Here is a 15304-nt window from a genome sequence, read left to right as displayed (position 1 = left end):
GCGGTCGCGCGGCGGCAGCAGCAGCGCCGCCCGGCCGCGCGCCGCCGGCAGCGCCGCCAGCGCCGCGCCGAGCAGGGCGGCGGGCGCCACGCTGCGGATCGGAAGTGGGCGCAAGGTGGGTGGTAATGCAGCGCTGGCGTTCACGGCTGCGACGGTCACGGTCATGCGCGATCCTTGCGCGGTGCAGCGAGGCGGGAAGTCCGCTAAGGTCGCGCCGGATGGTGAACGAAGCTTTAGCGACCGACCTCCTGGCCCCTGGCGCCCTGCCGCCGGGCCTCCGGATCTATGCCATCGGCGATGTGCATGGCTGCGCCGACCGGCTGGGCGAGCTGCATGCCATGATCGCCGCCGATGCGCGCGCCCGCCCGACCGAGGAGGTCGTGCTGGTGCATCTCGGCGACTACGTCGACCGCGGCGACGACAGCGCCGGCGTGCTGGAACGCCTGCTCGGCCCCTGCCCGGTGCCGGGGGGAGAGGTGGTGAACCTCCTCGGCAACCACGAGGTCATGATGCTGGATGCCTGCGACCCGCGCTCGCCGCCTGGGGCGCTGCCTTTCTGGCTGGAGAATGGCGGGGCGGAAACGCTCGCCAGCTATCGCGTGCGGCCGGACGACCTGGCGCCCTGGGAGTCGATCCCGCGCGAGCACCTGGCGTTGCTGCGTGGCTGCGCGCTGCGTTGGGCGGCCGGCGACTACATGTTCGTCCATGCAGGGGTGCGGCCGGGCGTGCCGCTGGACCGGCAGGACCCCTTCGACCTGCTCTGGATCCGCGAACCCTTCCTGTCTTTCGAGGGCGATCTGCCGCAGATCATCGTGCATGGCCATACCCCGGCGGCGGAGCCTTCGGTGCGGCCGCACCGGATCGGGATCGACACCGGCGCCTGCTTCGGCGGGGTGCTCACCTGCCTGGTGCTGGAAGGCCAGCGGCTGCGCTTCCTCGAAGCTTGAGGCGGGAAATTCGGGTTAATCCTGGGTAATACTTTCCCGGCCCGAACCCATCCCCTTCGAATCGAGAGGCCGTGCCTTGCGCCTGAACCCGCGACTGCGCTACCGCAGACGGATGCACGGACCCGCGCCCGCACCCCGTCCTGGCCCCCCCGGTCCGCTCTCAGCCGCCTTGTTCGATGCCGTCCGCCAGTTGAAGCGCGGCACCGTGCTCGTCGTCGGCGACGCCATGCTGGACCGCTACGTCTATGGCCGGGTCGAGCGGGTGAGCCCCGAGGCGCCGGTCCCGGTCCTGACGGTAGAGCGCGAGGTGGCGCTGCCCGGCGGTGCCGGCAACGTGGTCCGCAACCTGACGGCGCTCGGCGCCGCGGTCGCCTTCGTCTCGGTCGTCGGCGACGATCAGGCGGGCAGCGACCTGACCGGGCTGATCGGTGGCCAACCGGGGGTCGAGCCCTGGCTGCTGGTGCAGGGCGGCCGCGCCACCACAACCAAGACCCGCTTCGTCGCCACCGGCCAGCAATTGCTGCGCGCGGATCATGAGCTGGCCGCGCCGATCCATTCGCGCCTGGCCGACAGGCTGGTGCGGATCGCCGGCGATGCCGTGGCGGCGACCGCCGTCATGGTGCTGTCCGACTATCGCAAGGGCGTGCTGGCCGGCGACACGCCGACCAAGCTGATCGCCGCGGCGCGGACCGCCGGCCGCCGCGTGCTGGTCGATCCGAAGGGCGGCAACCATGCCCGCTATGCCGGCGCCGACCTGATCATGCCGGATGTCGAGGAACTGGCCGAGGCGACCGGCCTGCCGGTCGGCACCGATGCCGAGATCGCCGCCGCGGCCGCCGCGCTCCGCCGGGCGCATGGCTTCGGCGCCGTCATGGTGGTCCGCGGCGAGCCTGGGATCACCCTGGTGACCGGCGACGCCGATGGCGAGATCGTCCAGCACATGCCGAGCGACGTGGCCGAGGTGGTGGACCCTTCCGGCGCCGGCGACGTGGTGGTGGCGGTGGCCGCGGCCGGCTTGGCCGCCGGCCTGTCGCTCCCCGCGATCGCCCGGCTCGGCGCCCTGGCCGCCGGCATCGTGCTCGGCAAGACCGGCATCGCGGTGGTGCGGGAGGACGAGTTCCTCGAGGCGCTGACCCCCGGCCGGCTGGCTTCCCGCAAGATGGCGACCCGGTCCGAGGCGGCCGAGCGGGTCGAGCGCTGGCGCCGGGCGGGCAACCGCGTCGGCTTCCTGGTCGGCAGCGACAGCGGCAGCGCGCCCGAGATCGTCGCCCAGGCGCGCAGCTGGTGCGACCGGCTGGTGGTCGGGCTCGGCGATGCCGACCTGGCGGCGGCGGGGCTTGCGGAACTGCCGGGCGTCGACCTGATTGCCCGCTTCGGCGGGGAGACGCCGCTCGAGCTGATCCGGCTGCTGCGTCCGGACGTGCTGGTGCAGGACCCCGGCCGCGGCCCCTATGCCGTGCCGGGCGGCGACCTGGTGCAGGAATGGGGCGGCACCGTCCGCAGCACGGCGGTGGCGGCGGAGCCGACCGCCGCCTGAGCATCGGGCCATCGGCGCCGGGCTATTCCAGCACGGCGATCGTTTTCCGGTCGACCAGCTCGAAGTCGATCTCGGCGCCGAGGCCGGGGCGGGTCGGGGCATGGACCAGCCCCTCGCTGTCGACCTCGATCTCCTCCGCCAGCCCGTACTTGTGCGCGCCGTCCGGCAGCAGCACTTCGAAGAAGGAGGTGTTGCGGATGGCGCAGGCGACGTGGAGGTTCGCCACGTTGTTCAGCGAATTGCCGCCGTGGTGGATCTCGTAGGTCATGCGGAAGGCCTCGGCCAGGTGCGCGGTCTTCACCAGCGTGGTGATGCCGCCCTTTACCGCGACGTCGCCGCGCAGGTAGTCGGTCGCCTGCAGCATGATCCAGGGGGCATAGGATTCGAGCCCCGTCGCCGGGTATTCCGTCGCCATGATCGGGATGTCGAGCTTCTGCCGCAGCTTGACGTAGCCGGTGATGTCCTGGTCGTGCAGCGGGTCCTCGTACCAGAGGAAGCCGAGCCGCTCGATGGCCCGGCCGACCTTCAGCGCGGCCGGGAAGTCGTAGGACCAGGTCGAATCCAGCATCAGGTTGTAGTCGTCGCCGACGGCGCGGCGCACCGCCTCGCAAACCTTGATGTCGGTGGCGGGGTGCTGCGGCGGGTGGATCTTGTAGGCGGCCCAGCCGGTATCGCGGTAGCGGACGGCCTCCGCGGCATAGGCGTCCGCGCCGTCCAGCACCTGCGAGCTGGCATAGGCCGGGATGCTGTGCCGGGTGGTGCCGAGCAGCCGGTGAATCGGCATCCCCGCCGCCTTGCCGGCGATGTCCCAGAGCGCGACGTCGACCGCGCCGATCGCGCGCACCGAGACCAGCCGCGACATCGGCCAGAGCTTGGCGTTCAGCGCCTCCCGGTCCAGCGGGTCGCGGCCCATGAGCAGGGGTTTCAGGAAGCGGATCAGCCCGGGCCCGTCATTCGCCGCGGTATGGGTCGCGGAGCCGAGGAAGGCATGGCCGGTCAGCCCGCTATCGGTGCCGATGGTCAGCAGGCCGAGGGCGGAGGAGCCGGTCTCCAGCTTCGCCGCGGCGTGGTAGCGGGTCGGCGGGATGCCCTCCCAGGCAAAAAGGGTAAGCGAAACGAGATCGATCTTCATGCCAGTGCCTTCTACCCGGTGGCACAACCCTAGGGAGCGCGCGGCCCGGCGGCTACAGCAGCCTCGCCAGCGCGCCGGCCGGGACGACGGCCGGCGCGGGCATGGTACCGCGGCGGCCGGCCATTCGGCGATCGATCCGTCGCAATGCGGCGCCGAAGCGCCCGCCTGTCCGCCGTCACATAAGGGTTCCGCGGGCGATTCCGGCTGCGCCGGGCTGGATCGCCGGGCCCGCGGCGCCACACAATGGCGCCATGACCACGCTCCTAGCCGATATCGGCGGCACCAATGCCCGCTTCGCGCTGTTCGACGGCGCCACCCATACCCCGCCGGTCAACCTGGCTCTGGATGGCTTCACCGGCATCGCTGCCGCCATCGCCAGCTTTCTCGGCGACCGCCCGGCGCCCGGCGCCGCGATCCTCGCCGTGGCCGGGCCGGTGGACCACAACCGCGTGACGCTGACCAACCGCGGCTGGGTGGTCGACGGCGCCGAGATCGCCGCCGCCCTCGGCATCGCTCGGGTCCAGGTGGTGAACGACTTCGCCGCGCTCTCCTGGTCGCTGCCGCATCTCGCCGGCCCCGACCTCCGCCCGCTCGGCGGCGGCACGGCGGAGCCCGGCGCGCCGATCGCCGTGGTCGGGCCGGGCACCGGCCTCGGCGTCGGCGCCTTCCTGCCGCCCGACCGCATCCTGGTGACCGAGGGCGGCCATGCCAGCCTGGCCGCGCACGACGCGCGGGAGGCCGCGGTGGTCGAATGGCTGCGCGCCCGGCACGGCCATGTCTCGGCCGAGCGGCTGCTTTCGGGCCAGGGGATCGAGAACATCCACGCCGCGCTGGTCGCGCTCGACGATGCCGGGACCGAGCCGCTGGTGGCCGCCCATGTCACCGCCCGCGCGCTCTCCGGCGAATGCCGCACCTGCCGGGAGGCGCTCGAGATGTTCTGCGCCCTGCTCGGCGGCGTCGCCGGCGACCTGGCGCTGATCTACGGCGCCAAGGGCGGCGTCCACATCGCCGGGGGGATCTGCCCGCGCTTCCCCGACTTCCTCGCGGCCTCCCGCTTCCGCGCCCGGTTCGAGGCCAAGGGCCGCTTCAAGGCCTGGCTGGCGCCGATCCCGACCTCGCTGATCCTGCGGCCGGACGCGGCCATGCTGGGGCTCTCGGCCCTCGCCCGCCAAACATAGCTTGCATCGCGCAAGCCAGGATGCTTGCATGACGCAAGTTGGCGAGGAGTTCCAGGCATGGCCCGCACCGATTTCACCCGGATGCGCTGCCCCGTGGCCCGCTCCATGGCGGTACTCGGGGAACGCTGGGCCATGCTGGTGCTGCGGGAGGCCTTCTACGGCACCACCCGGTTCGACGAGTTCGAGCGGCACCTGGGCATCGCCCCCAATATCCTCTCGGCTCGGCTGAAGGACCTTGCCGAGCACGGGCTGCTGGAGAAGGTGTCGCTGCCCGGGCCCCGCACCGCTGGGTCGCGGCACGAATACCGGCTGACCGAGCGCGGCCGCGACTTCTTCCCCGCCTATCTCGCGCTGAAGGCCTGGGCCGACCGCTGGATGGCCGGACCGGACGGGCCGCCGGTGCTGCTGGAGGACGCCGTCACCGGCCGCCCGGTCGAGGCGCCGCCGGCGCTCTCGGCCGCCGGCAGGCCGCTGCGGCCGGAGGACGTGCGCATCCGTCCCGGCCCCGGCGCCGGGGAGGCGTTGCGCGCCCGCTTCGGGGGGGAGGCGTCCCGTGGCTGACGGATCCGGCGTTGCCTCGGTTGCCGCCCCCATCGCTCCCATCGCCGCCGCCCCGCCGCTCCCGGTGGTGATGCGCCGGGTCCTGACGCTCGCCGCCCCGACCACCCTGGTCGCCGCCGTGCAGGCGATGTGCCAGCTGGTGGAGCCCTGGCTGGCGGCGCGGCAGGGCACCGCGGCGCTGGCGGGATGGGCGGTGGTGCTGCCTTTCGCCCTGCTGCTGCAGCAGATGTCGACCGGCGCGATGGGCGGCGGCGTGGTCTCCGCCATCGCCCGCGCGCTCGGCGCCAAGCGGCAGGAGGAGGCGGCGGCGCTGGTCATCCATGCCGTGGTCATCGCGCTCGGCTTCGGCCTGGTCTACGCCGTGCTGCTGGCCGGCTTCCCGCGCCAGATCCTCACGCTGATCGGCGGGCCGGAGGCGGCCACGGCGGCCTCGGGCTATTGCGCCTGGCTGTTCGGCGCCGGGGCGATCCCGGCCTGGCTGGCGAATACCCTGGCTTCCGTGCTGCGCGGCGGGGGGCGGCATGCGCTGGCCTCGCGCGTGCTGCTGGTCGCCTGGCTCTGCTACCCGCCGCTGGCCTGGCTGCTGATGGAGCCCGCGGGGCTCGGAATGCCCGGTGCCGGGATGGCCTTCGCCGTGGTGATGACGGCGGCGACGGCCGGCATGGCGGCGGTGGTGCTGCGCGGCGGCGCCGGCTTCCACCCGACGCTCCGGGTGAAGCTGCAGCGGGCGCTGTTCGGCCGGATCCTCTCGGTCGGGCTGATCGCCTGCGTCATGGCGACGGTCGCCAACCTCACCACCATCCTGGTCACCGCCCGCATCGCGTCCTACGGCGCCGCGGCGGTCGCCGCCTATGGCGTCTCCGCCCGGCTGGAATTCCTGATGGTGCCGCTGGCCTTCGGCGTGGGGTCGGCGCTGACCGCGCTGGTCGGCCGCGCGGTCGGGGCCGGGGACTGGGTGACGGCGCGGCGCACCGCCTGGGCCGGGGCGCTGATGGCGCTGGCGGTGACGGCCAGCGTCGGGCTGGCAGTGGCGGTCTTCCCGGGGCCGACGGCCCGGGCCTTCAGCGGCGACCCGGCGGTGGTCGCCATCGCCACCAGCGCGTTGTCGATCATTGGCTGGGCGCTGCCGGGCTTCGGCGTCGGCATGGCGCTGTACTTCGCCGCCATGGGCGCCGGGCGGATGCAGGGGCCGGTCCTCGCCGCCTGCTGCCGCATCCTGCTCGCGGTCGGTGGCGGCTGGGTGCTGGGGGACTGGCTCGGCTTCGGCCTGGAAGGCCAGTTCGTCGCCGTGGCGCTCGGCATCTCCGCCTATGGGCTGATCACCGCGGCGGCGGTGCGACCGGGGGTCTGGTCATCGCCCGCGCCTTCCTGACCTGAACATGAACTAAATCTTCATTTTATTACTTGCAGCGACGACTTAAACGGCGGTCTCGCCCAGGAACCGCCCCTTCATGTCCGTCAGCACGACCGAGATCAGGCCCCCCTTTCCGGGAGAGCCGGCCCCCTGGTTCCACGCCGCCTCCGCGGCGAACCCGCGCTTCGCCTTCTCGAGCGTCGCCGGCCGTTACGTGCTGCTGGCCTTCGTCGGCCCGGCCGGCGAGCGGCCGGCGGCGGCCGCGGCGGAGGCCATGCAGCCGCTCTGCGCCGAGGGCCTGCTCGACGATGCCAACCGCTGCGCCTTCCTGCTGACGCTCGGGCCACCCGCGCCGCAGGGGCCGAAGGACCTGCTCCCCGGCCTGCGGGTCCTGGCCGATGCCGGCGGCGACACCTACCGCGCCTATGGCCTGCTGCGGCCCGACCCCGAGGGCAAGGCCGCGGCGATCGGCCTGGGCGCCTTCCTGCTCGACCCGCTGTTGCGGGTAATCGCCGCCTGCCCGCTGGAGCGGGTCGGCGAGCTGGTGGCGCTGCTGCGCCGCCTGCCGCCGCCGCACCTGCATGCCGGGCAGGAGACGCCGGCGCCGGTCCTGCTGCTGCCGCGGGTCTTCGAGCCGGAGCTCTGCCGGCACCTCATCGGCCATTATGCCAAGGCCGGCGGCCAGGACAGCGGGTACATGATCGAGCGGGAGGGCAAGACGGTCGGCGTCTACGACTACGGCCACAAGCGCCGCTTCGACTGCGTCGTCGGGGATGCGGACCTGCAGGCGACCATCCGCGCCCGCGTCTCGCGCCGGCTGGTGCCGGAGATCCGCAAGGCCTTCCAGTTCGAGGTCACGCGGATCGAGCGCTACGTCATCGCCTGCTACGACGCGGCGACCGGCGGGCATTTCGCCGCGCACCGCGACAACACCACGCCGGGCACCGCGCACCGGCGTTTCGCGGTCACCATCAACCTGAACGACGACTTCGAGGGCGGCGAGCTCTGGTTCCCCGAATTCGGGCCGCGCCGCTACCGGCCGCCGGCCGGCGGCGCCGTGGTCTTCTCCTGTTCCCTGCTGCACGAGGCGACGCCGGTGACCAAGGGCACGCGCTATGCCGTGCTGCCCTTTCTCTACGACGACGCCGCGGCGCGGATCCGGGAAGCGAACCAGGCCTCGGTCACGCCGCAGCCGCCCGCCGGGGCCGCCGGCCAGGGCCCGGGCGAATCGCCCCCGGGTGCCTGAGGCGGCGCCAGGCCGGCGCGGTGCCGTGTTCACGGCCGGCTGCAAAGCGCGGTAGCCTGCCGCGAAAGCAGCCGCCGAGGAATGCCCCGCGATGACCACCACCCCCGCCCCCGGCCACGCCGCCATCATCGGCTTCGGCCTGATGGGCTGCGACATCGCCGCCATCTTCCTGGCCGGCGGCTGGCGTGTCACGGCGGTGGAGCCGGACCGCGCATCCTGGCCGGCGCGGCTCGACCGGGTGACGCTGTCGCTGTCCCAGCTCGGCGGCGCGGCGCGGCGGGTGGATGCGCTCGACCTCGTCGCCTCCATGGACGATGTCGGCTTCGCCGACGCCGACGTGGTGATCGAGGCGGTGCCCGAGAAGCTCGAGATGAAGCGCGCGGTCTTCGCCGCGCTCGACCGGCTGGTGCCGGCGGGCATCCCCATCGCCAGCAATGCCTCCGGCTTCCGCATCACCGACATCGCCGAGGGCTGCGCGACGCAGTCCCGCATGGCGAACCTGCACTTCTTCCTCCCCGCCCATCTCGTCCCCGGGGTCGAGGTGGTGAAGGGCGAGCAGACCGGGGACGCCACCTGCGCGCGGCTGGCGGAGATCATGGCGGGCCTCGGCCGGGTGCCGATCCGCGTGGCGCGCGACGTGCCGGGCTTCCTCGCCAACCGCATCCAGCACGCCATGGTGCGGGAGGCCTTCAACTGCATCGACGAGGGCCTGGCGAGCGCGGAGGACGTGGACAAGGCGGTGCGCTTCACCTTCGGCATGCGGATCATGGGCGCCGGGCCGATCCTGCAGAAGGAGCTGGCGGGGCTCGAGACGCAGGTGGCGGCGGCGGCGACGATCTACCCGTCGCTGACCAACCGCACCGCGCCGGGCCCCACCATCATGGCGCTGGTGGAGGCCGGCAAACTCGGCGCCAAGACCGGCGAGGGGTTCTGGCACTGGACGCCCGAGAGCACGAAGGAGGCGCGGGCGAAGTATGAGAGGATGCTGCTGGCGGCGTTGGAGTTGCTGAAGCGGGAGGGGTGAAAAAAGGAAGGCCGGGGAGAAGGTATTCTCCCCGGGCCCCTCATCTATTTCTCCGAGTCTTGCACCCGCTACGCGGCGACAGCCGACTCACACAAGGGAAGGGTGGGGTTCGGGGAGGGAACACCTGTTTCCCTCCCCGACCTTGCCTCAGCCCCGCGACAACTCCTGCTCCACCAGCGTGGCGAAGTAGCTCGCCCCCACCGGCAGCATCGCGTCGTTGAAGTCGTACTTGGGGTGGTGCACCGGCACGCCGCCCTTGTCCGGCCCCTGCTGGCCCATCATCACGAAGCAGCCCGGGCGCTTCAGCAGCATGAAGGAGAAGTCCTCGCCGCCCATGATCGGCGGGCTGTCCTGGATGACGCGCGCCTCGCCCAGCACCTTGGCCGCCGCCAGCGCGGCGCGGCCGGTCTCCGCCTCGTGGTTCACCGTCGGCGGATAAAGGCGCGAATAGACCACCTCGGCCGTCGCCTCGTGCGCCGCGGCGGTGCTTTCGGCCACCTGGGCGATCAGCTTCTCCATCATGTCGCGCGTCTCCGGCCGCAGGGTGCGGACGGTGCCCTTCAGCTCGGCGACGTCGGGGATGACGTTCATCGCGCTGCCGGCATGGAACATCGTGATGCTGAGCACCGCGCTGTCCAGCGGGTCGGTCCGCCGCGCCACCAGCGCCTGCAGCGCCACCAGCACATGCGCCCCGACCAGCACCGGGTCCACCGTGACATGCGGCCGCGCCGCATGGCCGCCGATGCCGCGGATGGTGATGGAGACGCGGTCGGAGGCCGCGAGGATCACGCCCGGCACGACGCGGGCCTCGCCCAGCGGCAGGGTCGGGTCGTTGTGGATGCCGTAGACCGTGTCGCAGGGGAAGCGCTCGAACAGCCCCTCCTGCACCATGACGTTGCCGCCGCCGCCGCCTTCCTCCGCCGGCTGGAAGATGAAGTGGACGGTGCCGTCGAAGTTCTTCGTTTCCGCCAGGTACTTCGCCGCGCCCAGCAGGGTGGCGGTGTGGCCATCATGGCCGCAGGCATGCATCTTCCCCGGCACCGTCGAGGCATGCGGCAGGCCGGTCTGCTCGGTCATCGGCAGGCAGTCCATGTCGGCCCGCAGGCCGATGGACCGGCCGCTGTCGCCATTGCGGAGCGTCCCGACCAGGCCGGTGGTGGCGATGCCGCGGGTGACCTCGATGCCCCATTCCGCCAGCTTCGCCGCGACGATGTCGCTGGTCCGCCGCTCCTCGAAGCCGAGCTCGGGATGGGCGTGGAAATCCTGCCGCCACTCGGTCATCTCGGCGGCGAAATCGGCGATGCGGTTGACGATGGGCATGGGGGCCTCCGGAGGGGGTGCCAAGCAAGCGCAACGCCGGCCGCGTGTCGAGGCACGAGGCCGCGGGCCGGTTGCGGCGCCTGCCCCCCGGCGCGATGATGCGGCAAAGGGAGCGCCCATGAGCGACATTTTCCTGGTCGGCAACGGCGCCGGCTTCTCCGGCGACCGGGTCGACGCGCCCATCCCCGTGGTCCGCAGCCTGGTCGCCCGCGGCCTGCCGGCGGCGCTGTTCTTCGAGACGCTCGGCGAGCGCACCGTGGCCCTCGCGCAGCTCGAGCGCCGGCGCGACCCGGAGCTCGGCTACGAGCCGATGCTGGAGCGGCTGCTGGAGCCGGTGCTGCGCGACTGCGTGACGCACCGCATCCCCATCCTCGGCAATTTCGGCGCTGCCAATCCCGCCGCCGCGGCGCGGCTGGTGGCGCGGCTGGCGCTCCGGCTCGGCCTGCCGGAGTGCCGCATCGCCGTGGTCGGCGGCGACGACGTGAGTTCCTCCATCGCGCTCGACCAGCTGCCGGTGCACGAGGCCGACGACAGCATCGACACGAAGTCGGCGCGGCTGGTCGCGGCCAATGCCTATATCGGCGCCGAGCCGCTGGTCGAGGCACTGCGGCAGGGCGCCGACGTGGTGGTCGCCGGCCGCACCTCGGACCCCGCGCTGGCGATCGCGCCGCTGGTCCACCATTTCGGCTGGAGTCTCGACGACTGGGAGAAGCTGGCGGTGGGCGCGGCCTGCGGCCACCTGCTGGAATGCGGCAGCCAGGTCACCGGCGGCGTCTTCTGGGACCCCGGCTTCAAGGACATTCCCGACCCCGCCAATATCGGCTTCCCCATCGCCGAGGTGACGCGGGACGGCGGGCTGGTGATCACCAAGCCGGCGGATACCGGCGGCATCGTCGACCTGCGCACGGTCAAGGAGCAGCTTCTGTATGAGCTGCACGACCCCGCGCGCTACATCACGCCGGACGTGGTGCTGGACATCTCCGGCTGCAGCGTCGAGCAGGTCGGCCACGACCGCGTCGCGGTGCGCGGCCTGCGCGGCCATGCGCGGCCCGATACGCTGAAGGTCACCGCCTGCTTCGAGGGTACCTGGCTCGGCGAGGGCGAGGTCTCCGTCGCCGGGCCGAACGCGCTGGCGCGGGCCAGGGCCACCGCGGACGTGCTGCAGCAGCGCCTCAGGCTGCGCGGCCTGCCGGTGCGGGCACGGGTGGACCTCATCGGCATCGGCTCGGTGCTGGACAGCGATGCTGGCACGCTCTGGCGCAGCTATGACGGGCCGGAGCCGCCCGAGCTCCGCATCCGCCTCGCCGCCGAAGGGCCCGACCGCGATGCGGTCGACCAGGCGGCGCGGGAGGTGCTCGCGCTGCTCTGCTGCGGCACTGCGGGCACCGGCGGCGCCCGCTGGCGGCTGACGCCGCGCATCCTGACGCGGAGCTACCTGGTGCTGCGGGAGAGGGTGCCGACCAGCGTGGTCGTGCGGAGCGCACGGGAGATGCTGAAGGCCGCCGGGGAGATGGCGGGGGCCATCTCCCCGGCGGGGTAGCTCAGCCGCCGTGGCCGCGTTCGTCGGTATCGGCCGGGGTACCGGCCCAGCGATGCGGGTTACCGTCGAGGTACTGCACCGCCGCGTCGCGGCCGCCGCCCTGCAGCACGCCGACCCGCCCCTCGCGCGCCCGGCCGCCGGGCCACGCCGCATAGCCGGTCTGGTCGCGGCCGCCGCCCTGGATGCGCGCCGTGGCGCCGCCGACGATGGTCTCGCCGAGGCTCGGGCCGTAGGTCACCGTCTGGTCGTCGTCGCCGCCGCTGAGCCGCGGATAAGCCTCTGCCGACGCCGGCAGGGCCAGCACGCCGAGCGCGGCGGCGAGGGCGAAGGCCGGGGCGGACAGAAATTTCGGAAACATCGCTTGCCTGGTTCTCCATGGTCGGGCAGGGCCGCGGCGGGATGCCATTCATTGCTCCTGTCTGACACGGACATTAACATGGGTTCATGTTTGGGGTTCCACAATCCCTGGAGGCCGAGATGGACAGGATAGACGTCCCGCTGCATGCGGTTGCCCACAGCAGGGCCGGCGACAAGGGCAACCGCAGCAACCTGTCGCTGATTCCCTACGATCCCGCGCTTTATCCCATCCTGGCGGAGCAGGTGACGGAGGAACGCGTGCTGGCGCTGTTCGCGCACCGCGGCGCCACGCGCTGCACCCGCTATGACCTGCCGCGGCTAGCGGCCTTCAACTTCGTCGTCGACGACGTGCTGGAAGGCGGGGTGAACGGCAGCCTCAATCTCGACGGCCATGGCAAAACGCAGTCCTTCCGGTTGCTGTCGCTGACCGTCTCCGTCCCGCGCGAATTGTTGCAGGGCTGAACCCCAGCCGCAGCGGGGCGTTGGACCCGCCGCATGACTTATTTCCTGTTTGCCACGGGCATCGAGAACAGCGACCCAACCATCGATGGCGGCCGCATCCGCCGCGACCAGATGGCGGAATGCGGCCACTACAACCGTTGGCGCGAGGATTTCGCCCTGGTGCAGGACATCGGCTGCAACTTCCTCCGGATCGGCCCGGCGCTGCACAGTACCCTGCTCGGCCCTGGCCGGCACGACTGGGCCTATGCCGACCAGGCCTTCGCCGAGTTGCGGCGCCTGCGCATCGTCCCCATCGTCGATCTCTGCCATTTCGGCGTGCCGGACTGGATCGGCGACTTCCAGAACCCGGACTTCCCGGCGCTGTTCGCCGCCTATACCCGCGCCTTCGCCGAGCGCTTCCCCTGGGTACAGCTCTATACCCCGGTGAACGAGATGTTCATCACCGCGGTCTTCTCCGCCCGCTACGGCTGGTGGAACGAGCAGCTGGCCACCGACCGCGGCTTCGTCACCGCGCTGAAGCACCTGGTGCGCGCGAACATCCTGGCGATGGAGGCGATCCTCGAGGTCCGCCCCGACGCGCTCTTCATCCAGTCGGAAAGCTCGGAATACTTCCACGCCGACAGCCCCGCGGCGATCGGCCCGGCCGAGATCCGCAACGCCGAGCGCTTCCTCTCGCTCGACCTCAACTACGGCCGGCGGGTCGACAGCGGGATGTACCAGTACCTGCTCGACAACGGCATGACTCGGGACGAGTACGATTTCTTCCTCCGCCACCGCCTCAAGCGCTGGTGCATCATGGGCAACGACTACTACGTCACCAACGAGCACCTGGTCTCGGCGGATGGCCGCACCCGGGCCTCGGGCGAGATCTTCGGCTACGCCACCATCACCCGGCAGTACCACGACCGCTACCTGCTGCCAGTGATGCATACCGAGACCAACCTGCAGGAAGGCCCGACCGGCGAGGAGGCGGTGCTCTGGCTGTGGAAGCAATGGGCCAACGTGCTGCGCGTCAGGAACGACGGCGTGCCGGTGGTCGGCTTCACCTGGTACTCGCTGACCGACCAGGTGGACTGGGACGTGGCGCTGCGGGAGAAGCGCGGCCGGGCCAATCCGCTCGGCCTCTACGACCTCGACCGCAGGATCCGCCGCGTCGGCACCGCCTACCGCAAGCTGATCGCCGACTGGCGGGACGTGCTGCCGGCGCAGAGCCTCTGCCTGCAGGTCCCGGTGCTGATGCCGGTCGACCAGGATTGTTGGCCGCCGGGCGAGGGACCGCCGGCGAATTGACGCCGGGGCGCCGGCGGCGCTTTCATCCGCCGGAACGGGAGGATGCGGCATGCCAGCATTGGACGAGGCGACGGCGCTGGCCGGGGGCTTCGACCTGCGCGCCCTGCCGCCATCCTTCTACGACGATCCCTACCCAACCTACCGGGCCTTGCGCGAACAGGCACCGGTGAAGCGCATGCCGGACGGCTCGGTCCTGCTGACGCGCTGGGCCGACCTCGACCGGGTCTACCGGGACACGCGGACCTTCTCCTCCGACAAGCATGTCGAGTTCGCGCCGAAATACGGCGCGACGCCGCTCTACGAGCACCACACCACCAGCCTCGTCTTCAACGACCCGCCGCTGCACACCCGCGTCCGCCGGCTGATCATGGGCGCGCTGACGCCGCGCGCGATCGGCGGGATGGAACCGGCGCTGGTCGGGCTGGTCGAGGGGCTGCTGGACGCGATGGCGGCCAAAGGCGAGGTGGACCTGATCGAGGACTTCGCCGCCGCCATCCCGATCGAGGTGATCGGCAACCTGCTCGGCGTGCCGGCGGAGGAACGCGGGCCGCTGCGCGGCTGGTCGCTGGCGATCCTCGGCGCGCTGGAACCCGTGGTGACGCCCGAGGCCGCGGCGCGCGGCAATGCCGCCGTCACCGGATTCCTGGCATACCTCCGTGGCCTCGTCGCCCGCCGCCGCGCCGCGCCGCTCGACCCCGCCACCTGCGTGCTGACCCGGTTGATCCAGGGCGAGGAGAGCGGCGACCGGCTGACCGAGGCGGAGCTGCTGCACAACTGCATCTTCCTGCTGAACGCGGGGCACGAGACCACCACCAACCTGATCGGCAACGGGCTGGAAGCGTTGCTGCGCCACCCCGCCGAGAAGGCCCGGCTGCTGGCCGAGCCCGGGCTGATCAACGCCGCGGTCGAGGAGGTGCTGCGCTACGAAAGCTCCAACCAGCTCGGCAACCGCGGCGTGGCGTCGCCCTGCGAGATCGGCGGCGTAGCGCTCGCGCCCGGCACCCTCGTCACCCTCTGCATCGGCGCCGCCAACCGTGACCCGGCGCAGTTCCCCGACCCCGAGCGCTTCGACATCGGCCGCATGCCGAACCGGCACCTGGCCTTCGCCGCCGGCGCGCATCAATGCGCGGGGCTCGCCCTGGCGCGGCTGGAGGGGCGGATCGCCATATCGCGCTTCCTCGCGCGCTTTCCGGGCTACGCGGTCTCGGCCCCGCCGGTGCGGGGCGGGCGGGCGCGGTTCCGGGGGTTCCTCCGGCTGCCCGTCAGGCTTGGCTGAGGGAAGGTCGGGGAGGGACAGGTATTCCCTCCCCGAACCCCACCCTTCCTTTTTGTGGGTTGGCAGCCGCCGCGAAGCGA

General features: G+C 72.1%; 14 protein-coding genes. 11 read left to right on the top strand and 3 right to left on the bottom strand.

Features of this window, described 5'->3' with window-relative positions; translation table 11 throughout:
• Positions 1-218 precede the first annotated feature (218 nt).
• Complete coding sequence (locus E2C06_RS26120; protein WP_133291522.1) at positions 219-947, top strand: metallophosphoesterase family protein; 729 nt, start codon at positions 219-221, stop codon at positions 945-947.
• A 169-nt stretch (positions 948-1116) separates the two neighbouring features.
• Entirely contained in the window at positions 1117-2484 is a 1368-nt protein-coding gene (locus E2C06_RS26115; RefSeq protein ID WP_241671476.1) for a bifunctional heptose 7-phosphate kinase/heptose 1-phosphate adenyltransferase, read from the top strand.
• Positions 2485-2506: 22 nt separating this feature from the next.
• On the opposite strand, the gene E2C06_RS26110 is transcribed toward E2C06_RS26115, so the two are convergent.
• Positions 2507-3616, bottom strand: coding sequence for an enolase C-terminal domain-like protein (locus E2C06_RS26110; RefSeq protein WP_133291520.1), 1110 nt, complete (start codon positions 3614-3616; stop codon positions 2507-2509).
• Between the two features lie 251 nt (positions 3617-3867).
• Between E2C06_RS26110 and glk the strand changes: the two genes are divergently transcribed.
• From glk to E2C06_RS26085, 5 genes are all read left to right on the top strand, one after another.
• The gene (gene glk / locus E2C06_RS26105; RefSeq protein ID WP_133291519.1) at positions 3868-4794 is read left to right on the top strand and encodes a glucokinase; all 927 of its coding nucleotides are present in this window, start codon (positions 3868-3870) and stop codon (positions 4792-4794) included.
• 57 nt (positions 4795-4851) lie between these two features.
• Positions 4852-5355: a winged helix-turn-helix transcriptional regulator gene (locus tag E2C06_RS26100; protein ID WP_133291518.1), complete on the top strand. Its 504-nt coding sequence runs from the start codon at positions 4852-4854 to the stop codon at positions 5353-5355.
• Positions 5348-6727, top strand: coding sequence for an MATE family efflux transporter (locus E2C06_RS26095; protein WP_241671475.1), 1380 nt, complete (start codon positions 5348-5350; stop codon positions 6725-6727). Before E2C06_RS26100 ends, E2C06_RS26095 begins: the two co-directional genes overlap by 8 nt.
• 79 nt (positions 6728-6806) lie before the next feature.
• Entirely contained in the window at positions 6807-7955 is a 1149-nt protein-coding gene (locus E2C06_RS26090) for a 2OG-Fe(II) oxygenase (RefSeq protein ID WP_133291517.1), read from the top strand.
• A 91-nt stretch (positions 7956-8046) separates the two neighbouring features.
• The gene (locus E2C06_RS26085; RefSeq protein WP_133291516.1) at positions 8047-8979 is read left to right on the top strand and encodes a 3-hydroxyacyl-CoA dehydrogenase family protein; all 933 of its coding nucleotides are present in this window, start codon (positions 8047-8049) and stop codon (positions 8977-8979) included.
• 147 nt (positions 8980-9126) lie between these two features.
• Here E2C06_RS26085 and E2C06_RS26080 read toward each other — a convergent pair whose 3' ends face one another.
• The gene (locus E2C06_RS26080; protein WP_133291515.1) at positions 9127-10299 is read right to left on the bottom strand and encodes a M20 aminoacylase family protein; all 1173 of its coding nucleotides are present in this window, start codon (positions 10297-10299) and stop codon (positions 9127-9129) included.
• Between the two features lie 118 nt (positions 10300-10417).
• Between E2C06_RS26080 and E2C06_RS26075 the strand changes: the two genes are divergently transcribed.
• Positions 10418-11839: an acyclic terpene utilization AtuA family protein gene (locus tag E2C06_RS26075; protein ID WP_133291514.1), complete on the top strand. Its 1422-nt coding sequence runs from the start codon at positions 10418-10420 to the stop codon at positions 11837-11839.
• A gap of 1 nt (position 11840) precedes the next feature.
• On the opposite strand, the gene E2C06_RS26070 is transcribed toward E2C06_RS26075, so the two are convergent.
• Positions 11841-12197: a hypothetical protein gene (locus E2C06_RS26070; RefSeq protein ID WP_133291513.1), complete on the bottom strand. Its 357-nt coding sequence runs from the start codon at positions 12195-12197 to the stop codon at positions 11841-11843.
• A gap of 119 nt (positions 12198-12316) precedes the next feature.
• Here E2C06_RS26070 and E2C06_RS26065 point away from each other — a divergent pair, with 119 nt between their 5' ends.
• Genes E2C06_RS26065 through E2C06_RS26055 form a run of 3 tightly spaced genes read left to right on the top strand, consistent with a single transcriptional unit; the run spans position 12317 to position 15224 of the window.
• Positions 12317-12658 carry an AtuA-related protein gene (locus E2C06_RS26065; protein WP_133291512.1) on the top strand — a complete coding sequence of 114 codons (342 nt, stop codon included), beginning with the start codon at positions 12317-12319 and terminating at the stop codon, positions 12656-12658.
• Between the two features lie 33 nt (positions 12659-12691).
• The gene (locus tag E2C06_RS26060) at positions 12692-13948 is read left to right on the top strand and encodes a family 1 glycosylhydrolase (protein ID WP_133291511.1); all 1257 of its coding nucleotides are present in this window, start codon (positions 12692-12694) and stop codon (positions 13946-13948) included.
• Positions 13949-13997: 49 nt separating this feature from the next.
• Positions 13998-15224: a cytochrome P450 gene (locus E2C06_RS26055; RefSeq protein ID WP_133291510.1), complete on the top strand. Its 1227-nt coding sequence runs from the start codon at positions 13998-14000 to the stop codon at positions 15222-15224.
• Positions 15225-15304: the final 80 nt, after the last annotated feature.

This window comes from Dankookia rubra (assembly GCF_004355005.1).
In the GTDB taxonomy this organism is placed as follows: domain Bacteria; phylum Pseudomonadota; class Alphaproteobacteria; order Acetobacterales; family Acetobacteraceae; genus Paracraurococcus; species Paracraurococcus ruber_A.
The sequence above is the reverse complement of the archived record's forward strand: the minus strand, read 5'-3'. Positions and strand labels throughout refer to the sequence as shown.